This is a genomic window from Pedobacter quisquiliarum (genome assembly GCF_014642175.1).
GTDB classification, from domain to species: Bacteria; Bacteroidota; Bacteroidia; order Sphingobacteriales; family Sphingobacteriaceae; genus Pedobacter; species Pedobacter quisquiliarum.
Genome location: NZ_BMIL01000013.1, coordinates 30,473 through 50,536 on the forward strand (window position 1 = coordinate 30,473; position 20,064 = coordinate 50,536).

Genomic DNA, 20,064 nt, shown 5'->3' on the forward strand with positions numbered 1-20,064 from the left:
CAAATAACTTAAGTCAATGAAATTACATCATAAAATAGTTGCAATGTTTATGCTATCCATGGCATTCCTTGCATGTAAAAAAGAAGAGCACCGCCTTGAGCCTGTGCTTGATAAATTGGCCATAAGCTTTAGCGTTACGCAAGACATGGCGGCAGATGCCGGCGGTAACACCGTCATCCTGCAGAACAATACCCCGGGCACCCTGTCCATCTGGGACTACGGTACCGGAACCTCCACCCGAAAGGTGGACACCGTAAAGTTTGCTTTCGCGGGTGACTATGTAATTAAATTCTCGGCAGTAACCGGCGGACTAGTTGTAAAGATGGACTCCGTGGTAGTGAAGGTTACCAAAGACAACCTGAACTATGTGAATGATCCACTCTGGACAGCCTTATCTGGCGGGGTAGGCCAGGAGAAAAACTGGATTCTGGATACCGATGGCATCTTCTTCTCTGGTCCGCTTGCGTTCTACGGCGTAAACAACGGCTGGTTGAAAGAAGGTGGTGCATGGGCAGATGGTGCAAACTCGACTGGTTGCTATGGTGGTGATTGCTGGACCTGGGGACCCGGAACAGCGGACATCTATCCAAACATGATGACTGCTGGCAACTACGGCATGATGACCTTCGGCCTGAAAGGCACGGCTGCTTATAAAGCGGTAAAGCCAATGGAGAATAACATTACCCAAAATGGTTCTTATTACCTGAATGTTGCTGCAAAAACGCTGACCATTAACAATGCGTCAATTCTAAGAGGCTATAAGCCTGCTAAAAACGGCATCACCGGGGTAAGCAACTGGACCACTTACAAGGTGCTTTCTTTGGATGAGAACAGCATGCAGCTGGGTGTGATCCGTGATCGTGATGTGGATGGTGAAGGACCTGCAATGCTGGTTTATAACTTCATCACCACAGCCTTTAAAGAGAGCTATGTGCCACCAGTGACAGGACCGGATGAAGGCTTCGATCCAACATTCAAAGCAGGTGAATTGCTGAACATGTTAACCGGTACGACATCTGGCAGACTTTGGAAGCTTGATGCAACTGGTAATCCAGTAGACTGGATTGGCAAAGGCAAAGGCTGGACCAAATCACACGCGGACTCCAGAGACTGGGGATGGAACAACAGCTGGGACGCTGTGGCTTCAGGATCCTGGATCTTGTTCGACCGTGTTGGTGGACAGAAGTACACCCGTAACCAGAATGGCGTCGTAACCACGGGTACCTTCACCATAAACGAAGCAACCAATGAAGTTACGCTGAATGGAAACTTCCTAATTCAGAACCCGGGTAACTTTATGTCGCCTGCTAAAAACACTTTCAAGGTGGTAAAAGCATTCCCAGGAAAAGTGGAGACTAAAGGCATCTGGTTCGGAACAGATTACAATGCAGAAAAAGACGAGTGGTTCGCATTCCACTATGTGCTTTAATCAATCATCATTGCATAAATAAGAAGAAAAAACATTTGAAGAAGTTCATGACATATTTGGTTCTCCTGTTTGCGTTTAGCAGCGGGGGAATCAATTTATTTGCACAGCAGCATCCACGCCAGGAGGTGGATTTCAACAAAGGCTGGAAGTTCGCTCTGGGCGATCAGCCGGGCTGGTCGGCCACAGATTTCAACGATAAATCCTGGAGAACACTCAATTTGCCGCACGACTGGAGCATTGAGGGTAAGTTCGATCAGAAGCATCCTGCTACAGTGGGTGGTGGTGCATTGCCAGGCGGTACAGGCTGGTACCGGAAGCAATTTCAGGTGCCAGCAACGGCCAAAGGTAAATATATCGCCATTGACTTTGATGGGGTGTACCGGAACAGTGAAGTCTGGATCAACGGACATTACCTTGGTAAAAGACCAAACGGCTACATCGCTTTCCGCTACGAACTAACCAAATACCTCCGCTATGGCGGTCTGAATACCATCGCCGTGAAGGTGGACAACGCTCAACAACCGAATTCACGTTGGTACAGCGGTTCAGGTATTTACAGGGATGTGAAGTTGATTACCCTAAACCCGATACATGTGGCGCAATGGGGGAGCTACGTAACCACACCCGAAGTGAGCAACCAATCGGTAAAAGTGGATGTCGCCCTCCAAGTTAATTCGGGTACGAACAAACAAACTGCAGTGCTAAAAACGATTGTGCTTGATGCCGATAAAAAGGTGCTTGCCACAAATACACAGCAGGTTCAGCTTGGCACAGGGCAGCCCATAAACACCACCTTGCTGATTAAAAATCCAATACGCTGGTCCGTGGATCATCCATATTTGTATACGGTGCAGTCGCAGATTCTGGTGAATGGCAAGCTGCTGGATCGTTACGACACCCCATTGGGCATTCGCAGCTTCAGCTTTAATTCGCATAAGGGTTTTACGCTCAACGGCAAAGCGATGAAGATCAGGGGTGTTTGTATGCACCATGACTTAGGCGCACTCGGTGCAGCATTCAACCTCCGCGCTGCGGAAAGACAGCTGGAGATCTTGAAGTCCATGGGCGTAAATGGCATCAGAACTTCACATAACCCACCTGCAAAAGCATTATTGGAGCTTTGCGACAAAATGGGTTTCATCGTGATGGATGAAGCGTTCGACATGTGGGAGAAAAAGAAAAGTGAATTCGACTACCACCTGGATTGGGCTAAATGGCACAAAAAGGATCTGGAAGATCAAATCCTGCGGGATCGCAATCATCCTTCTGTGATGATGTGGAGCGTGGGGAATGAAATTCCTGAGCAGGGTGGAACAGGGGCGGACACCAGCGGCAGGGTCATCACCCGTTCGCTCGTGGCGATTGTGAAAAGCCTGGATAAAACACGCCCGATAACCACAGGAAACAACAATGTTGAAGCGAATAACAACCTTGTGCTTTCCGGTGCACTGGATCTGATTGGTTACAATTACAACCATGATAAATGGAAAGACTTCCATAAGACTTATCCAGGGCAGAAGTTAATCGCTTCGGAGACCACATCTGCACTGCAGACCAGAGGTAGTTACGACATGAAATCAGACAGTGCCCGCATCTGGCCAGTGCGCTGGGACCTGCCCTTGCTGACGGGAAATGCAGACTTCAGCTGTTCTGCATACGACAACTGTTATACCCCATGGGGCTCGTCGCATGAACAAACCCTTCAAGCCTTTGAAAACAATCCAGCCGTATCGGGTATGTTCGTATGGACCGGCTTTGATTATCTTGGTGAACCGACACCATATACCTGGCCGGCAAGAAGTTCTTACTTCGGCATTATGGACCTTGCCGGATTTCCTAAAGACGTTTATCACCTTTATAAAAGTGCCTGGACCGATAAACCAGTGTTGCATATTTTACCGCACTGGAACTGGAAAGCAGGACAGGAAATTGATGTAATTAGCTATTACAGTCAGGCAGACGAGGCCGAATTGTACCTTAACGGTGTGTCACAGGGTAAGAAAAGTAAGCAGGGTCAGGACATGAAAGTGATGTGGCGCTTAACCTATGCACCTGGAGAACTTAAAGCAGTATCGCGTAAGGCTGGCAAAATCGTGCTGGAGAAAATCATCAGAACGGCAGGTGCTCCAGCAAAGCTGGAACTAATTGCGGATCGTAGCACGATCAAAGCGGATGGTAAAGATTTATCTTTTGTAACTGTACGTGTGCTGGATAAGGATGGTAACCTGATCCCGAATGCGGATCAGCTGATCAGCTTCAAACTGGAAGGTGAGGCGGAAATTGCTGCGGTGGATAATGGTAGTCCAATCAGTCACGAATCCTTTCAGGCCAACCAACGGAAAGCCTTCAATGGACTTGCCCTCGCCATCATTAAAGCTGGTGAGAAAGCCTCCGATGTAACATTAACGGCTAGTAGTGTAGGCTTGCAGTCGGCAACGGTAGCCATTCAACTGAAGCCCTAACCATTACTTTTTTTCCGAATTCCAATTTCTTCAACACCCTGGTTTATCTTTAAACCAGGGTGTTGAATTTTGAGGATATGTGATTACGCACTTCTTTCTGAAATTCCTCCGGTGTTTGTCCGGTTTGTTTCTTAAAGAATCTACTAAAATATGGGCGGTCTGAAAAGTTAAGGTGGTAAGCAATCTCTTTAATGGTCCGCTCACTATGAATGATGTTGCGTTTAGCTTCCAGAATGACCCGATCGTGGATCAACTGCATCCCCGTTTTATCGAGATTTTCTTTCAGAATCTGGTTCAGCCGCTTCGCACTGATGCCCAGCTGCTCCGCATAAAATTCAATATTCCGCACTTCCTGATAGTGGTTCTCCAGCAGCATAAAAAATGCATATACCCGCTTTTGGTTCACATCATGGCTGGTAAACTGCTGTTCTTTTACCTGCATCAACTTCAACAGGAACACTTTCAGCAATGCTTTTACAATCAGGTAGCTGTTTGTGGCGGTCTGATATTCCTGCTCCAGCAGCGCATAAACGCTGGCAAGTCCCGTTGCTTCGTCGGGCGTGAGCTGTAAACAGGAGAATTCGCCCTGCACATTGAAGGCTTTGAAAAGATCCAGCAGGAATTCCTTGTCCTCATCCTCCAGCAGCTCTTGCTTGAAAGACAACAGCACACCATTCTTACCGGCCTTGTTCAGCTGGTGCACCCGATAGGGTGGAATCAGATAAATCCAGTCGCCCTTCTGCTGCATGGCAGGGTTCTTCAGTGCATGCAATGGAAACTCATCCTTGAGCCATACAATCTCGAAAAATTCCTTCCTGCTGGGATCATTAAGATAGCTAGGTGGACAATTTGCTAAGTTTCTGATGTAAATAACAGACTTCTGTAAAGGCGGTTGATTTGTGGTGTTCATGTTTTACAAAGGTAATTGCTGTAATGAGGGCGTGTTGGATGATCAGGCAATAATGGTGCACAATCTGGAAATCCGCTAAAAAGCAGATCCGTTTATGACTTTTGGCTTACTTCTATTTCCAAATAGTACCACATCAGGGGCATATCGTTCAACCGGATGCCCTGCGATCCAGATTACTTTTGATGCATAAACTAAATGAGCATGCAAACGATAATCAAGCAAACGGAAACGGCAAAAAAGCTGAAGTCGCACTTGAACATGATTCTGGTGGAGAACAACTGGCTTCTGAATCAGATCGACTTCAATGAAGTGGAAGGCCTGATGAACCAGATGCAGGCAGCAGAACACATTTTTATTACCGCTGCGGGCAGATCTGGCTTCGCCATGCGATCAGCAGCAATGCGACTGATGCATTTCGGTTTTCAGGTGTACTTTGTAGGGGACACCACAACACCGGCGATACAGGCTGGCGACCTGCTGGTTGCGGCTTCCGGCTCAGGAACCACAAGTACCATCGTGAAGGCTGCAGAAAAGGCAAAAAGTGTAGGTGCCCAGGTGGTTGCACTAACCACGCAGCCTAAATCGCCCCTGGGTGAAACGGCAGACCTGATCGTGAACATACCCGCTGCGGAGAAACAGGATCACGATAGCAGCAAATCCAGACAGTATGCAGGTGGCCTGTTCGAGCAGTTTCTGCTGTTGCTAAGCGACGCCATCTTCCATGAATTGTGGAAGGCATCCGGCATCCCTGCCGAAGAACTCTGGAAAAGGCACGCAAACCTGGAGTAAACAAGCAGTTATAACATTAAAACATCAATAATAAACATAGAACAATGGCAAAATTACAAGTAGCAATAGATTTATTAACAACAGACGAAGCTTTAGCATTAGCAGCAAAGGTTGCACCTTATGTAGACATCATTGAATTGGGTACACCCCTGATCAAGAATATGGGCTCAAGCGTGATCACCGCAATGAAAGCAGCACATCCGGATAAACTGGTTTTTGCAGATTTGAAAACTGCAGATGCTGGTGAACTTGAAGCAGACATCGCTTTCAAAGCTGGTGCTGACTTGGTAACGGTATTGGGTGTTTCTGGAAATGCAACCATCATTGGTGCAGTGAAAGCAGCAAAAGCACATGGCAAAGGCGTGGTGGTAGATACCATTGGTCACCCTGACCGTGTAAGAAGAGCACAGGAAGTAACTGAACTTGGTGTAGCATTCGTGGAACTTCACGCTGGCCTTGATGAGCAATGGGCAGATGGTTATTCCATTCAGGTACTTATCGATGAAGCTGCACGCGTAGGTGTACCAGTTTCGATCGCTGGAGGGGTAAACCTGGAGAACATTGAAGCGGTAATCAAAGCTGGTGCTCAGGTTGCTGTTGCAGGTGCTGCAATTTATGCCGCAGAAGATCCTGCTGCTGCAGCAAAGGCACTTTCAGAAGTGGTTCGTCGCGCATAAGCAAACAATATAGTCGCCGGGCGGCGCTTCTGCTATAGCGGAAGCGCCGCTTTGTGTATAAGGAGTTTTGCAGCAAAAGATTAGAACAAGGGCTGCGTAGCACCTGCTGCAATATTTTTGCATAACGTGTAGCGTTTGCCTGAGTGCCTCCGTTATATGGTTAAAATGTTAAGGCCGTAACATTCATCCATTTAATCATTTAACGAATATGAAAATTTCAACTAATCTAAAATCATCCTTTAAACTATTGTTCGCGGGGCTTGCATTATCTGCTGTGCTGGCTTCCTGTTCAAAGGATTTTGATAATACGCCTGCACCTGCGGTATCAGGTTTTAATATCATCCATGCCTCCCCAACAACAGAATTGCTCGACTTCTATGTGAACAACACCAGGGGAAATAATCAGAACTTCGGTTTTACGCAGCGTTTTGGATACTACGAAGTGTATTCAGGTACGAGTAAGATATCTGTAACTAAAAAAGGAAGTGGAACGCCACTCATCGGTGAGAACTTCAACTTCCAGCCAGAGCGTTTGTACTCCCTGTTTATCGTTGGTAAAGTAGATTCTCTGAAGTACCTTATGGTGAAAGATAGCGTTTCGTTGCCAGCTTCAGGAAAAGCGAACATCCGTTTTGTTAACGCAAGCCCGGATGCACCTGCTCTAAACCTGATGGTTGGAACTGCAGCGGCAGACCTGGTTACAGACAAAGCCTTCAGACAATACAGTGAATTCTTAGCGGTAGATGCTGCTTCGAAAGTAACTCTAACTGCTAAAAATAAGACAACAGGCGCAATTGAAGCGACCTTGCCAAACGTTAATATTGAAGCTGGCCGTACCTACACCGTATGGGCAAAGGGGCTTAAAGCCGCAACAGATTCAACAAAACTTGGACTTGCCATTTTTACACACTAAGTTTGACCCTTAAGCCGGTCCAGCATACCGGACCGGCTTAAATAAAATCCATCGTTAATTTGTTTGCGCATCACTATGATCGTATACGCTGCTGTCAAGGGTCTCTATGTCTACATTTGAGGAAATCCTGGCAGGTTGTTTAAAGCAGGACAATAAGAGTAAGGAAATGATTTACAAATCATTTTACGGCTACCTGATTGCCGTTATTTTGCGTTATGTCCGGGAGCGTGCAGATGCGGAAGAACTTGTGAACGATAGTTTCATCAAGATCTTTAAAAACATACACACCTTCCGCCACCCACAAGATCCGGAGCAACTGCAAAATGCGTTCAGAGCCTGGTCTTCCAGGATCTCTTCACGTACGGCGATCGACTTCCTGCGCAGCAAGAAGGTGTACCTGAACATTGACGATATTTCTGAGGATCAGCATCGGGCAACGTCTGAAAGCGCAATTGCGCAGTTGAATGCACAGGATATCCTGAAACTACTGAATGCTTTGCCCGATACGCACCGCATTATATTTAACATGTATGAGATTGAAGGATTTTCACATGATGAGATTGCTAAAACACTTGATATTCCGGTAAGCTCCAGCAGGGTTTACCTGACCAGAGCTAAAAATAAACTAAGAGAACTTTATTCCATACCTACCAACTAAGTGCATGAAACCGTCAGAAGATGATTTAATTTCCCAGATAAAGAAGACGATGGCCTCGCATGAGGAGCCATACCTTCCTGGTGCATGGGAAAAGTTTAATGAGCGTGCAGCAGCGGAGAAGAAGCCAGTCTTTGGCCTCTACAAAATCCTGAGCATCGCAGCCATGCTGCTGGTCTGTACCTTCGTGTTTCTGTATGTGGATAAAGTTGTGGAAAACCCGAAAACAGACCTCAGCAAAAAGAAGATTACCCCTACAGAGCAGCAACAGCAACCGGAAGTTGCACTACCGGAAATCCCGGAAGAAAGCATCATCATTCCGGAGCTTGAACGAAGCATATACACAGCGAGAAGCAAGTCTGCCAGTGAGGTAATGGACTCTGTAATTGACAATTCGCTGGAGCAAGCATACGTATACCAAGCCGTCGATTCCGCTGCTATACTTCAACAGAACGCGATATTGACTGCACCTGAACAGGATAACCAACTTCAGAATCTTGCCACCAGCAGAAGCCTTCAGTTGAACAGGGGCTTATCGTTGAGCGCTAAAATTGCAGCTCCGACCATTGCACCACTTCCTGCGGAACAGCAGCAAAGCGCAACCGCACGCGGCTTTGAGCATTTTCTGGAACAAGAAACGTTGTTAACAACCGCTAAGATGAAAGCTGCTGAAAAACCAGCATCACAGCAGCAGGATAAATGGGAATTGGGACTAATGGTTGCGCCATCAATCGGCAACAACAACAAGCTTAATCTCGGCTACGGGGTGAGCATGGCTTATGCATTATCCAAAAAAGTAGAAGTGGTATCCGGTATTACTTACAATGATATGCATGCTTCCAATCAGGTCGCACAGCCACCACTAAATACAGCCGCTTTCTTTTCTGGCGAATCTAAAAACCTGCAATCCGTTGAAGCAAGTGTTTCCGGACTGGATATTCCGCTGGGCATTAAATACAACCTGAGTAAAAAAGTGTACGCGAATGTTGGTGTATCTGCATTTGCCGTGCTTAATGAGCGCAAGAACAACACTTATGTTCAGGAGACCTCCATGCAGACGGTTTCCACTGCGCCGGGAACTGCAGGCGAAATGCGAATCGTGGTGATGAACCAACGGGTAACGGAGAAAGCACCTGATCCATCGGTTGGGGATAAGTACATCGGCTTCTACAATCTATCTTTTGGGGTTAGACAGCCGCTTTCTAAAAAGAATACCCTCTCGTTTGAACCTTTCGTGAAGCTCCCGATGAAAGAAACGGCAGCTGATAACCTCCGACTAATCGGAACGGGGATCAAGTTGAAACTAGATTTTTAATATTACCTTTGCCCAATAACGTAAACTCCTTGATGCCTAAAAGACTTTATCGCCCCCTACTTGCCTTCCTGGTAAAACCAAAGTACTACCTTTCCTTATGTTGCATCATAAAAGATGAAAACCGCTACCTGAAGGAATGGATTAATTATCATCTTAAAATTGGTGTAGAGCACTTTTATATCTATGATAATGACAGTGCTGTTCCAGTTGCAGAAACCCTGCGGGAACTTGGCCTTATGCAACATGTCACCGTAATTCCAATAAGCGGACCCTCCATGCAGCTTACAGCTTACAAAAACTGTCTGAACCGTTTTGGTACTAAATCCTTCTGGATTGGCTTCATCGATATGGATGAATTTCTGGTGCCAAAATCTACCAATGGTGATATGCAGGCCTTCCTAAAGGATTATGAAGCGTATGCCGGCCTCGGTGTGAATTGGTTGATCTTTGGTTCCAGCGGATTTAAAAACAGAACAGATGAGCCGCAGCTGAGCCGCTTTTTAATGCGCTCTGATGTGCAATTTGCGGCAAACAGCCACATCAAAAGCATTGTGCAGCCCAAATATGTGAAAAGGTTTCAAGATCCACATGCCCTTAAGTACCGCTTCGGCAAGTACTGCGTTAATGAAAATTTTGAGCAGGTTAATACTGCTTTTTCTCCACCTAGTGTACATAAGATCCAATTGAATCATTACTACTGTCGCTCCCTGGAAGAGTATGAGGAGAAGATGAAACGTGGCCGGGGTGACGATGTGAACATGAAACGCAAAATGGACCACTTCTATGAACATGACCAGTCCTCCAATAAAGTTAAGGACACCGTGATCTGCGATCTCGTGGCACGTCTGAATGATAAGAACTAAAGCATTTTTAATCCAAACGCATCCAGTCCGAAAGACTGGATTTTTTTGTGAAACTGTTTCGGAAAAGCCCGGAGATGGCCACGGGAAAACACAGGGGATAACAGGGTCCCGACAGGCCCCCCACAGGGGGTCCACAGGGGGTCCACAGGGGGTTAACAGGGCCGTTGCCTTGTAGTGCCCTACTGGGCTCCTTGTGGGCCGCCAGCATGCCTGTTTACTGTCTGGCAAGCATTACTTTTTATTTGTGAATGTGCTGGAAGTCGACTTAGTTTAAGTCACGGTGCAGGAGGATGCCTTCGCGGATGGAATTAAGCAGCGGCAGGTCAATTTCACAGTCCACCGCTTTGCAATGATCGTGGCTGTCGCCGTCAATGTGGATCATGCCAATTCTATCACCTGCTTTATGAATTTCGTAATTGTTATCGCCCAGTTCAGTGATGCTGAAAATCTGAAGGGTATCGTTTTCGGGAACTTCTATACGGAATTGCTTCATCATTTTATTTGTTTTAATATTTAACAAAGACTCCGGTTGATTGTTTATGCTATAAACCAAAGCAATTGATTGTTGGACCTATCAAAATAGAAACTATGGAAACCCAAGAAAAAAGCACTTTAGAAAACGGTGAATATACACCCTCAGCGCCACTGACGACAGGAACAGGATCTAACCGCTCCCTTCCAACAGATGGTCCATTAGCGCAAACACTGGATGATGACGATGATGATTTAACAGATATCGGCACACCGCTGGACGATGATGATGACGACGAGCTGGTAGACGGAGACATCCCGGATGATCTGGATGCTGACTTCGATGATGACGATGATTTGTTAGCAGATGACGATGAGGATTTTGATGACGACGACGATGTGACCAACGTTCACGAAGATGACCTGGATACATTAGACGGCCCGCTAAGGGACATCAACAATCCAACCTAGACCGCTAAACCATTTTATTCAAACGCAAGGTGTTTGGTTGCATTCACCTTGTGTTTGTAAAACATAAATCCCGCTGTTGCAAGTAAACCGATTCCGCCTGCAATGGTCACGGCCATCCTTGGCCCGAAAGCATTGGCTGTCCAGCCGATGAGTAAACTTCCAATAGGAATCATTCCCTGATAAGCCATAACAAAATAACTGATTGCCCTTCCGCGCATCTCGGGAATGGAATGCGTTTGTATGTACGTATTGATGGAGCTCGTTTGGGCCATCATACCCAGACCAGTGATGGTCATGAAGAAGAGTGCAACGGCGAGCGTGCCCGACAAAGAAAGAAAGATCAGGCTAGCGCCGAAGATCGCACTGGCAACCATGGTGATTTTCACCAGAAACCTGGATGATTTCAGGTTAGCCATGTACATCGCACTGGCTACTGAACCTAAACCTGCGGCACTTTCAAACCAGCTGAAGGTTTTCGCACTGCCATTGAAGATGTCTTTCGCAAAGATCGGCATTAAGGTGTTAAATGGAATCACAAACAGGCTGCTGATACCGATCAGAATGATCATGCTGGTAAGGCCTTTATCCGCAGTTACATATCTGAATCCCCCTTCAAGTTCAACCCAGATGCTTTTCTGGCTCGGAGCACTGACGGTGAGGTTTAATCGCATCATGAATAGGCACAGGAGCACAGGAATGTAACTCAGGAAGTTTCCGATGAAACAAAAATCTTCACCAAAGGCGCTAAGGAGCATACCTGCAAGGGCCGGGCCGGCAATCCTCGCCAGGTTGGTCATCGTTGAATTTAAAGCGATGGCATTTGGCAGGTCTTCTTTATTGTCGACCATCTCCACCATGAGCGACTGGCGACAGGTAACGTCAAATGCGTTGATAATACCCTGTACCAGACTCAGTGCTATAATCATGGGGATATTGTAGTACTCGAAAAATATCAAAGCTGCGAGTGCACCAGCTTGCAGCATGGATACCACCTGCGTAATCACAAGAATTTTGTAGCGGTCGTAACGGTCGATCAGGCTTCCCGCAAAGGGAGACAAGATTAGTGAGGGGATCAGACTTACGAAACCAACAAGTCCAAGGAGCAGGGCGGAGCCTGTCAGTCTATATACCAACCAACTTACTGCTGTCTTTTGCATCCAGGTTCCGATGAGGGATATGGATTGGCCGTAAAAGAAAAGCTTGAAGTTGCGGTACTTTAAAGATCTGAATATGCTCATAGGTTAGTGTTGTTTTTACACTTACAAATATCCGGATTATGATTGTAGTGGTAAAATTGATTGTTTTAATGACTTTGATTAGTTTTAGCGATCGATATTTTGAAGATTATGGAACTGCGCCAACTGAATTACTTCATCAAGGCAGCCGAAATGCTGCACTTTACGGATGCTGCGGCAGCTTCATTCGTCACACAATCAACTTTGTCGCAGCAAATTAAGTTGCTGGAGGATGAATTGGGGATGCTGTTGTTTGACCGCATAGGGAAGCAGGTGAGGCTTACCGAAGCCGGCAAGACCTTTCTGGCGCATGCCAGGCAGATACAGCTGGAGGTAAAACGCGCCAAGCAGTCGATCTCGGAGTTGAATAACCTCGTTACCGGTGAGCTCAGGATCGGGGTTACTTATGCCTTTAGTTCCATGTTATTGCCGGCATTGCCGCCCTTTTCTGCAAAATACCCAGGTATAAAGATCGTGGTGGAATATGGAACGGCGGGGGAGTTGGAGCAAAAGCTGAAGATGGCGGAGCTGGATGTGATATTGGCTTTCCATGAGCAATCGGAAACGGATGATCTTGGCCTGGAGATGCAGCATCTGTACGCTTCGCGCATCATGATGGTGGTTTCTAAGAAACATCCTTTGGCGAGTTTGAAAAAGATCTCCCTTGCAGAGCTCGGGAACGTAGAACTTATATTGCCAAGCAAGGGTTTTAGCTCCCGGGATTTGCTGGATAGCCTGTTTAGTCGTGGGAAAATCAAGCCACTGATTAAGATTGAGATGAACGATGTGCATTCTTTGCTATCGATGGTAGACGAGGGCAACTGGGCAACGATCATCAACGAGAAAGCCATCCTGACCTGGGAAGACCTGGTCGCAATTCCAATTTCAGGGAAGGAATACTTCAAGCAAGCTTTTATACTTTGGCAGAAAGGGGTGAACAAGAAGAAGTCTGCAACGCTTTTTATTGAAGAGCTGTTCCGGATCTTGAATGTTGGCGACTAATTATGCTTCGTTAAGGCGGGTTACGCAAGCTCTTCGAATTCGTACAGGTCTTTGATGTAACTGTTGAAGTACTTTCCCTTAGACACTGCGCCGCGCATGCCAACGTAGACTTGTTTCGGCACTGCTTTATAGTTGTACACTTTGCCGGAAACAAAGGTGATGCGCAGGGTATGATCTGCGGCATTGTACGTGTAAGCTTGTATTACAGTTGATGGCATAATAATTTCCGGTCTGATTGAAGACTAAAAACTATGCCAGTGGCACTTAATCTTTACTGTAGAAGCAGCAGCGGCAACGTGGTTCGTAGCTTTCCTTTTCGCCGAGCAGAATTTTAGCGTCATTGGTTATGGTGCGGTAGGAGTACATCGCCGGACTGCCACAGCGGACACATACGGCGTTTACTTTGGTCACGTGTTCTGCAATGGCCATCAGGGCAGGCATTGGTCCGAAGGGCTTTCCAGAGAAATCCATATCCAGTCCGGCTACAATCACCCGGATGCCTTTATTGGCAAGCTTATTACAAACTTCCGGAAGGTCATCATCAAAGAATTGGGCTTCATCGATACCCACGACCTGTGTGTTTGCACCTAGGAGCAGAATGGCAGAAGAATGATCTACGGGTGTAGATTGCACGGCATTGGCGTTGTGTGAAACCACTGCCGATTCATCGTAGCGGATGTCGGTTCTGGGTTTGAAGATTTCGACGTTTAATTTAGCGATCTGTGCACGTTTCAATCTACGGATCAGCTCTTCGGTTTTCCCGGAAAACATGGAACCACAAACTACTTCTATGCTGCCGCAGAACTCGCCCCGTCTGTAATTTTGCTCACTAAATAACATTTGAAATCTTCTATTTATTTGATCGGAAAGGCTGTTGCCTTGCGGCTGCAAAAGTAACAAAATTTGTAACAACCGTTACGATTTGCCCCCGCCTTTGATATTGTTAGTTCCATTCACTTATATTTGAAATAACCAAAAAACATAAAACTTAAATCACCGTTTAATAATCATGATGAAGCAGGAAGATCTTTTAAAAAAAACTGGTGCCATTCTGAATGAACTTCAGGAACAGTATGAATTCATGATGCAGGAACCACAGCAAATCAGTGAATTGGAACTGGAGTTGTTTCTCGCCAATGCGAACTTCTTAACGGAGCATGTGCAGATCCTGAAAAAAATCAGCAATTATCAACCGGTTAAAGCCCTGCCGGAACATGCACAGCCATCCAGCGCAGCGGATACTAATGTTGCGCCGACACAGGTGTTTGATGATTTTTTTACGCCGGACAAGGAGACGCCTACTTTCGAGTTTATTGTGAACGACCGAAAGGATGAACCGCAGTTCGTTGCGGAAAGCACCAGTCAGCAGATCAATCCGGAAGAACCTGAAGAAGAGGATGATGATTATCCGGAAAAGGAACTGTACGAGATTGAAGAGCCGGAGGAGGAACCCTATGAGCAGGCACCCGTTGAGGAGCCTGTGGAAGAACCGAAGCCGCTGAACCGCTACGTACATCCTGTTTACAGCAATATGGACATCAGCAGCATTCCGCCGGAGCAGATTGCACATGACGAGCCAATTGCAGAAACGGAGGCTATTGAAGAGGAGGATGAAGTTGGTCCGGAGCCCTTCCTGGTATCCCAGGAGCCGGAAACACCAGCACCAACGCCGATCGCAGCAGCAGTGCCCGAGCCAGTAATACCAGTCTTTTCGACACCAACACCGGCTGTTGAGCAGGTACCAGCGCCTACACCGGCAGCTGCGCCAAAGGCTGAGCCAGCGGTAGCCCCAGCAGCAGCTTTTGAGCCAGAGCCCGTTGTTATTCCAGAAGCTAAGCCTTTCACCCCGCCTGCAAGTACACCGTATACTGAGCCGGAAGCCCCAAGATATACAGCACCTGTGGTGCCTACATATACAGAGCCAGTAGCTCCACGGTATACAGAACCTGTCGCGCAACAAACCAGTACACCAGCAGCATCGGCCCATCAGCCAACGCTAAATGAGTTGCTTGCTGCCGGCAGAAATGCTGGACAAGCACGTCCGGAGCAAGAGCAGGCGCGACCTGAAATTATAGACCTGAAGCGTGCAATCAGCCTGAATGAAAAGTTGTTGTTTGTGAAAGACTTATTTGATGGCTACAATCTGGCGTATGCCGAGGCGATTGATTTGATCAATAAAATGCCAGACTTCAAGACAGCCGATGCTTTTCTGCAGAAGCATTATGCCGGCAAACACAATTGGGCAGCAAAACAAAGTACAGCAGATCAGTTTTACGAATTGCTGCACCAGCGTTTCCCTAGATAAAGCCCATTCGGTTAGAGTCCAGTTTCAGGAAGATAAAAAGCAGTACACAGAAGCTCCATAGGGAAGATCCACCATAGCTGATGAAAGGCAATGGAATACCAATTACGGGTATAATACCAATGGTCATTCCGATGTTGATGAACACGTGGAAGAAGATGATGCTGGCCACACAGTAGCCGTACACCCTGGAGAAGCTGGACCGTTGCCGCTCGGCAAGGTTGATGACGCGCAACAGCAGGAAGCAATATAGCCCTATAACCACACTACATCCGGCAAAACCCCATTCTTCACCAATGGTAGAGAATATAAAGTCGGTACTCTGCTCAGGTACGTAGCCATATTTAGTTTGTGTACCTTGTAAAAATCCCCTGCCCAGGGTTTGTCCGGAACCAATTGCAATCTTGGATTGAATCACGTTATATCCGGCCCCTTTCGGGTCCGTTTTAAGCCCTAACATAATTTCAATCCTGCTGCGCTGATGTGGTTCCAGAACTTTCGCATAGGTTAGTTTCACCACATACAAGTAGGCGATGGAGACAACTGCAGCGATAACGATGGTAAAGATCATCTTCTGCTTTCGTCTGTTCTGGTAGATGAAAAATGCAGAGATCATCACGATGATGAAAATGATGAGTCCGATGGGCATCAGGAAATCCGCGATAAACAGCACAATCATGCCCAGGAAAATCAGTAGGAAATAGCCCGAAAGCCCTTCGCGGTATAGCGGAAACATGAAGGAAAGGAATACCAATGCCGACCCGGTATCGGGCTGCAGCATGATGAGTCCAAGTGGCAGGAGCACGATCATGGCCGCAAAGGCGATGGACTTAAAATCGCGCAGTTTAGGGTTAAACGTGCTGATGTATCTGGCCATCAGTAATGCCGTTCCAAATTTCGCAAACTCTGAAGGCTGCAACCTAAAGCTTCCTATGGGGATCCAGGCCTGATTACCAGCTACATTTCGCCCGACGATCAGTACCACGAGGAGCAGTAAGATCGTGGCGCCGTAAATAATGGGGGAGAACACACTGAAGAATTTCTCATCCACCAGCAAGATGGAAAAGCCAAGGATCAGCGCCGTTAATATAAAAATCAGCTGCTTGCCATAGTTGCTGCTGAAGTCGAAAACATCTGCCGTATCGGGGTTGTAGACCGATGCATAAATATTTACAAAGCCAATGGCACAGAGTGCAACAAAGATGAGAATGGTAATCCAATCAACGTTAAAAAAGAATCTGTTCCCTTGTTGTGTACTCATTTAGTGATTTCAATTGGTTTTGGCTGCGCCGTGATGTCCGTCACCGGTGTAGCTTCCAGTTTCGCAGGTAATTGTTTTTTTGTGGTGTCTTCCGTTTGCTTCGGCTGGTATTTAACCTTCGGCTTCGGCATAATTGGTAGCACCACTTGTTTTTTCATCCACTCTACCTGTGCCTGACGGCCTTTCGAGATGGAGTCTGTTAAATACTTTTCGGTGATGTAACTTGCGATAGGCGCTGCATAGGTACTTCCGTAGCCAGCATTCTCCACAATCACTGCAATGGCAATCTTTGGATTGTCGCGCGGCGCAAAGCCGATGAACACCGAGTGGTTCTTGCCATGCGGGTTCTGCACCGTACCAGTTTTTCCGCACATGATGATGTTTGGAACGCGGGATAATACGGCTGTTCCCCAGGGACTGTTTACCGCTTCCTGCATACCATCAATTACCGGGGTAAAATGTCTTTCATCAACGCCCACGTAGTTCTTCTGTACGTATTCCTTGCTGATGGTTTTTTTATCGCCAATGGCTTTAATCAGGTGCGGCTTAACATAGTAGCCTTTGTTGGCGATAATGGCCATGATGTTCGCCATTTGCAGTGGAGTGGTGTTCATCTCACCCTGACCGATCGCCAGGGAGATTACCGTGGTGTAACCCCAATATTTACCGAATCGCTTGGTGTACTCATCGGAATTAAAAAGAATACCTTTTTTCTCAAACGGAATGTCGATATCCAGTTTCTGACCGATACCCCATTTACGCACCATCTGTTCCCAGTTGTTGTAAGCAGCAACTTTGCTCTTAAACTTCTTCTGCGTCATGATGCGGGCGAAGACATTACAGGCGTAGGTATTGCATGATCGGGCAAGTCCGCGGCGAAGACTGATGTTTCCATCCACGTGTTCGCATTTCACCGTGTGATTACCGGCACGATAACCACCCGGGCAGTTAAATGGTGTTTCTGCATCTATAACACCTTCCTGCAATCCGATAAGTGCATTTACAGGCTTAAAGGCGGAGCCGGGAGAATAGTAACCCGAGGTCGGGCGCACCAGGAAGGGGCGGTTTGGGTTACCGAAAATCTCCATGTAGTTGTTCCCCTGACTACGGCCAACCATGCGGTTTGGATCGTATCCGGGGGCACTGACGAAGGCCAGCACTTCACCTGTAGAGGGTTCAATGGCAACGATACTGCCAACCTTGTTCTGCAGCAGTTGTTCGCCAAGCTTCTGGATGTCCATATCCAGGGAAGAATAAACTTTTTCACCGGCTTTGGCCAGCGTATCAAACTTTCCTTCAGCGTAGCTACCCTGTGGTACGTTACGGGCGTCATAGAGCATGTTGATGACGCCACGCTCACCACGCAGCACGTCATTGTACTGCTTTTCTATTCCCGCTTTACCGATGTAATCACCAGGGCGATAATAACCCTCGTGCTCCTCAATATCCTTCTTTGTAACTTCCTTCACGTAGCCAAAGAACTGTCCGGCAACACTATCAGGATAGTGCCTGATGGTTCTGTTCTGCACCATGAAACCTGGGAACCTGGAGAGTTTCTCCTGTAGGGAAGCATAGATCTGCACCGAAAGCTGTTTCTCGAAGATGGAGGGCTGGTAGCGCGACTGGTTCATTGCTTTTGTAAAGCGCTTATGAAAGCCTTTCATGTCAATACCAATGGTATTGCAAAGATCCAGTGTGTCAAACTCTTTTACTTGGTTGGGGATAACGATGAGGTCGTAAACGGGCTCATTCTGCACGAGCACTTTTCCTTTACGATCATAGATTACTCCACGGGCAGGAAAGGTGTAAATCTTCTTCAGCACATTGCTTTCTGCGGAGATGAAGTATTTGTCGCTCCCAACTTGTATGTAAAACAGCTTGGCCATAAGGATCAGGCAAACCAGGATAAACAAGCCCTGGATCGTATATTTCCTGTCGAACAAATTGTCCATTAGCGTAATTTCCTATTATAAAAAACGAATTCTATCAGTAGAACAGTTAACATGGTAAATAAACCACTAAATAAACACCGCATTAAGGTGTAAGAGAGCTCTGTTAATTTAAAGGCTTCCAGCACATAAAGTACCAGATGATGTGCAAAGATACAAAGTAGTGCATAAAGGGAAAACCACTTAAATCCCATATTTCCCAGGGTGGGTTCAGGTTCATCAAAGCCATCGCGGTTTACGCTGACGCTGATGAAAAGGATACGTACATAGATTAACGTTACGGAGGCGGCGATATGTACACCAATGGTATCATAAAAGGCATCTAGTGTGATGCCGGTTACAAATGCGATGAGGTAGAGTAGAAGGTTGGGCGTTCTAAAGGGCAGTAACAGCAGGAAAAGGACATACACGAAAGGTGTTGCCAGGTTATAGAAACCCAGATTGCGCAACAGGAATACCTGAATGAAAAGGAGGAGCAACCACCTGACGATGTTGATGAAAACTAATTTACTGTTCATTTGGTATTTTCGCTTCTAAAGCCTTTTCTTCATGAGCATACTTGTGTTTGATGACGTTTACGTACTGAAGGGTACTAAAGTCATTAAACAAAGCAATTTCAATGGTCAGGAAGTTGTCGCCCGTTGCAATGCCGGTATTGCTAACCCGTCCTACAGGAATTCCTGGGGGGAAGGAGCCATACCCTGAGGTTACAACGGTATCTCTCAGGTTGATCTTGTATTGATTTGGTATTTCTTTCACGTAAGCTTTACGGAAATCAACGTTGCGTTCGCCCCATACCAGTGAGCCGAGTGCCTGGTTCTTTTTGATGTTTACGCTGATCTTGGTGTCTTTGTGCAGGAGCGATTGCACAGTGGCCAGATGCGGCGACACATCGCGTACAAATCCAACAACGCCTTTGTTCGAGGCAATCACAGCCATACCTGGTTCAATACCATCCAAGGCACCTTTGTTAATGGTGATGATGTTATTTCGCAGGGTAATGGAGTTTTTGAGCACCCTCGCCGCCAGGTAGGTGTATTGGTAGTTGGTGACGGTATCTTCGACAACAGTATTCTTTGCAGAATCGATGTTGCGCAAAGCAAAGATGGCCGAATGCAGTCTGGCGTTTTCTGCCGCCAGACTATCATTAACACGACCTAAGTTGATGTATTTCTTGAAAACATTAAGTTTTTCATAAGCATTGCCGATCACCTCATTTGAAGAGTTTACGGCGGCGCTTTGCTGATAGATGTTGTTTTTAACGGTTAATATCAGGCCTACAGAGAAAAAGATGATGAATAGAAAAAATGCGTTGTATCTGTTTATAAAAATCCAAAGGTTACGCATAGTTGAGGTTCAC

At 46.6% G+C, this 20,064-nt stretch carries 20 protein-coding genes; 11 read left to right on the forward strand and 9 right to left on the reverse strand.

Annotation, left to right across the window (positions count from 1 at the left end; genetic code table 11):
- Positions 1-16: 16 nt before the first annotated feature.
- Positions 17-1,429: a hypothetical protein gene (locus IEW69_RS16040; protein WP_188627898.1), complete on the forward strand. Its 1,413-nt coding sequence runs from the start codon at positions 17-19 to the stop codon at positions 1,427-1,429.
- Between the two features lie 47 nt (positions 1,430-1,476).
- Entirely contained in the window at positions 1,477-3,891 is a 2,415-nt protein-coding gene (gene galB / locus IEW69_RS16045) for a beta-galactosidase GalB (RefSeq protein WP_188627899.1), read from the forward strand.
- 49 nt (positions 3,892-3,940) lie between these two features.
- Here galB and IEW69_RS16050 read toward each other — a convergent pair whose 3' ends face one another.
- On the reverse strand, positions 3,941-4,801 hold the full coding sequence (locus IEW69_RS16050) for an AraC family transcriptional regulator (protein ID WP_188627900.1): 861 nt from the start codon (positions 4,799-4,801) through the stop codon (positions 3,941-3,943).
- A gap of 201 nt (positions 4,802-5,002) precedes the next feature.
- On the opposite strand from IEW69_RS16050, the gene hxlB reads away from it, so the two are divergent.
- From hxlB to IEW69_RS16080, 6 genes are all read left to right on the forward strand, one after another.
- On the forward strand, positions 5,003-5,590 hold the full coding sequence (gene hxlB, locus IEW69_RS16055; protein WP_229663658.1) for a 6-phospho-3-hexuloisomerase: 588 nt from the start codon (positions 5,003-5,005) through the stop codon (positions 5,588-5,590).
- 44 nt (positions 5,591-5,634) lie between these two features.
- Complete coding sequence (hxlA, locus tag IEW69_RS16060) at positions 5,635-6,267, forward strand: 3-hexulose-6-phosphate synthase (RefSeq protein WP_188627902.1); 633 nt, start codon at positions 5,635-5,637, stop codon at positions 6,265-6,267.
- A gap of 208 nt (positions 6,268-6,475) precedes the next feature.
- Positions 6,476-7,180 carry a DUF4397 domain-containing protein gene (locus tag IEW69_RS16065; RefSeq protein WP_188627903.1) on the forward strand — a complete coding sequence of 235 codons (705 nt, stop codon included), beginning with the start codon at positions 6,476-6,478 and terminating at the stop codon, positions 7,178-7,180.
- 106 nt (positions 7,181-7,286) lie between these two features.
- On the forward strand, positions 7,287-7,838 hold the full coding sequence (locus IEW69_RS16070) for an RNA polymerase sigma factor (protein WP_188627904.1): 552 nt from the start codon (positions 7,287-7,289) through the stop codon (positions 7,836-7,838).
- 4 nt (positions 7,839-7,842) lie between these two features.
- A complete protein-coding gene (locus tag IEW69_RS16075) occupies positions 7,843-9,150 on the forward strand; it encodes a hypothetical protein (protein ID WP_188627905.1) in 1,308 nt (435 codons plus the stop codon).
- Between the two features lie 32 nt (positions 9,151-9,182).
- Complete coding sequence (locus IEW69_RS16080) at positions 9,183-10,013, forward strand: glycosyltransferase family 92 protein (protein WP_188627906.1); 831 nt, start codon at positions 9,183-9,185, stop codon at positions 10,011-10,013.
- Between the two features lie 265 nt (positions 10,014-10,278).
- Here the strand turns inward: IEW69_RS16080 and IEW69_RS16085 are convergent, their stop codons facing one another.
- Positions 10,279-10,509 (reverse strand): hypothetical protein, encoded by a 231-nt coding sequence (locus IEW69_RS16085; protein WP_229663659.1) that lies wholly within the window; start codon positions 10,507-10,509, stop codon positions 10,279-10,281.
- A 92-nt stretch (positions 10,510-10,601) separates the two neighbouring features.
- On the opposite strand from IEW69_RS16085, the gene IEW69_RS16090 reads away from it, so the two are divergent.
- Entirely contained in the window at positions 10,602-10,955 is a 354-nt protein-coding gene (locus IEW69_RS16090; RefSeq protein ID WP_188627907.1) for a hypothetical protein, read from the forward strand.
- 14 nt (positions 10,956-10,969) lie between these two features.
- Here IEW69_RS16090 and IEW69_RS16095 read toward each other — a convergent pair whose 3' ends face one another.
- Positions 10,970-12,193 (reverse strand): MFS transporter, encoded by a 1,224-nt coding sequence (locus tag IEW69_RS16095; RefSeq protein WP_188627908.1) that lies wholly within the window; start codon positions 12,191-12,193, stop codon positions 10,970-10,972.
- A 108-nt stretch (positions 12,194-12,301) separates the two neighbouring features.
- On the opposite strand from IEW69_RS16095, the gene IEW69_RS16100 reads away from it, so the two are divergent.
- A complete protein-coding gene (locus IEW69_RS16100) occupies positions 12,302-13,192 on the forward strand; it encodes a LysR substrate-binding domain-containing protein (RefSeq protein ID WP_188627909.1) in 891 nt (296 codons plus the stop codon).
- A 20-nt stretch (positions 13,193-13,212) separates the two neighbouring features.
- Here the strand turns inward: IEW69_RS16100 and IEW69_RS16105 are convergent, their stop codons facing one another.
- Positions 13,213-13,410 (reverse strand): KTSC domain-containing protein, encoded by a 198-nt coding sequence (locus tag IEW69_RS16105; RefSeq protein WP_188627910.1) that lies wholly within the window; start codon positions 13,408-13,410, stop codon positions 13,213-13,215.
- Between the two features lie 46 nt (positions 13,411-13,456).
- A complete protein-coding gene (locus IEW69_RS16110; RefSeq protein ID WP_188627911.1) occupies positions 13,457-14,032 on the reverse strand; it encodes a thymidine kinase in 576 nt (191 codons plus the stop codon).
- Between the two features lie 169 nt (positions 14,033-14,201).
- Here IEW69_RS16110 and IEW69_RS16115 point away from each other — a divergent pair, with 169 nt between their 5' ends.
- On the forward strand, positions 14,202-15,497 hold the full coding sequence (locus tag IEW69_RS16115; RefSeq protein ID WP_188627912.1) for a DUF8457 domain-containing protein: 1,296 nt from the start codon (positions 14,202-14,204) through the stop codon (positions 15,495-15,497).
- Here the strand turns inward: IEW69_RS16115 and rodA are convergent.
- Genes rodA through mreC form a run of 4 tightly spaced genes read right to left on the reverse strand, consistent with a single transcriptional unit; the run spans position 15,490 to position 20,051 of the window.
- Positions 15,490-16,755 (reverse strand): rod shape-determining protein RodA, encoded by a 1,266-nt coding sequence (gene rodA, locus IEW69_RS16120; RefSeq protein WP_188627913.1) that lies wholly within the window; start codon positions 16,753-16,755, stop codon positions 15,490-15,492. The two genes, IEW69_RS16115 and rodA, sit on opposite strands and share 8 nt — an antisense overlap.
- Positions 16,752-18,707, reverse strand: coding sequence for a penicillin-binding protein 2 (mrdA, locus tag IEW69_RS16125; protein WP_188627914.1), 1,956 nt, complete (start codon positions 18,705-18,707; stop codon positions 16,752-16,754). The genes rodA and mrdA overlap by 4 nt, the downstream gene beginning before the upstream one ends.
- Entirely contained in the window at positions 18,707-19,222 is a 516-nt protein-coding gene (locus IEW69_RS16130) for a rod shape-determining protein MreD (RefSeq protein ID WP_188627915.1), read from the reverse strand. Before IEW69_RS16130 ends, mrdA begins: the two co-directional genes overlap by 1 nt.
- Complete coding sequence (gene mreC / locus IEW69_RS16135) at positions 19,212-20,051, reverse strand: rod shape-determining protein MreC (protein WP_188627916.1); 840 nt, start codon at positions 20,049-20,051, stop codon at positions 19,212-19,214. The genes IEW69_RS16130 and mreC overlap by 11 nt, the downstream gene beginning before the upstream one ends.
- Positions 20,052-20,064: the final 13 nt, after the last annotated feature.

Excerpts from the sequence above, each read along its gene's own strand:
- IEW69_RS16040 (WP_188627898.1), top strand. The coding sequence starts at position 17 with ATGAAATTACATCATAAAATAGTTGCAATGTTTATGCTATCCATGGCA.
- galB (WP_188627899.1), top strand. The coding sequence starts at position 1,477 with ATGACATATTTGGTTCTCCTGTTTGCGTTTAGCAGCGGGGGAATCAAT.
- IEW69_RS16050 (WP_188627900.1), bottom strand. The coding sequence starts at position 4,801 with ATGAACACCACAAATCAACCGCCTTTACAGAAGTCTGTTATTTACATC.
- hxlB (WP_229663658.1), top strand. The coding sequence starts at position 5,003 with ATGCAAACGATAATCAAGCAAACGGAAACGGCAAAAAAGCTGAAGTCG.
- hxlA (WP_188627902.1), top strand. The coding sequence starts at position 5,635 with ATGGCAAAATTACAAGTAGCAATAGATTTATTAACAACAGACGAAGCT.
- IEW69_RS16065 (WP_188627903.1), top strand. The coding sequence starts at position 6,476 with ATGAAAATTTCAACTAATCTAAAATCATCCTTTAAACTATTGTTCGCG.
- IEW69_RS16070 (WP_188627904.1), top strand. The coding sequence starts at position 7,287 with ATGTCTACATTTGAGGAAATCCTGGCAGGTTGTTTAAAGCAGGACAAT.
- IEW69_RS16075 (WP_188627905.1), top strand. The coding sequence starts at position 7,843 with ATGAAACCGTCAGAAGATGATTTAATTTCCCAGATAAAGAAGACGATG.
- IEW69_RS16080 (WP_188627906.1), top strand. The coding sequence starts at position 9,183 with ATGCCTAAAAGACTTTATCGCCCCCTACTTGCCTTCCTGGTAAAACCA.
- IEW69_RS16085 (WP_229663659.1), bottom strand. The coding sequence starts at position 10,509 with ATGATGAAGCAATTCCGTATAGAAGTTCCCGAAAACGATACCCTTCAG.
- IEW69_RS16090 (WP_188627907.1), top strand. The coding sequence starts at position 10,602 with ATGGAAACCCAAGAAAAAAGCACTTTAGAAAACGGTGAATATACACCC.
- IEW69_RS16095 (WP_188627908.1), bottom strand. The coding sequence starts at position 12,193 with ATGAGCATATTCAGATCTTTAAAGTACCGCAACTTCAAGCTTTTCTTT.
- IEW69_RS16100 (WP_188627909.1), top strand. The coding sequence starts at position 12,302 with ATGGAACTGCGCCAACTGAATTACTTCATCAAGGCAGCCGAAATGCTG.
- IEW69_RS16105 (WP_188627910.1), bottom strand. The coding sequence starts at position 13,410 with ATGCCATCAACTGTAATACAAGCTTACACGTACAATGCCGCAGATCAT.
- IEW69_RS16110 (WP_188627911.1), bottom strand. The coding sequence starts at position 14,032 with ATGTTATTTAGTGAGCAAAATTACAGACGGGGCGAGTTCTGCGGCAGC.
- IEW69_RS16115 (WP_188627912.1), top strand. The coding sequence starts at position 14,202 with ATGATGAAGCAGGAAGATCTTTTAAAAAAAACTGGTGCCATTCTGAAT.
- rodA (WP_188627913.1), bottom strand. The coding sequence starts at position 16,755 with ATGAGTACACAACAAGGGAACAGATTCTTTTTTAACGTTGATTGGATT.
- mrdA (WP_188627914.1), bottom strand. The coding sequence starts at position 18,707 with ATGGACAATTTGTTCGACAGGAAATATACGATCCAGGGCTTGTTTATC.
- IEW69_RS16130 (WP_188627915.1), bottom strand. The coding sequence starts at position 19,222 with ATGAACAGTAAATTAGTTTTCATCAACATCGTCAGGTGGTTGCTCCTC.
- mreC (WP_188627916.1), bottom strand. The coding sequence starts at position 20,051 with ATGCGTAACCTTTGGATTTTTATAAACAGATACAACGCATTTTTTCTA.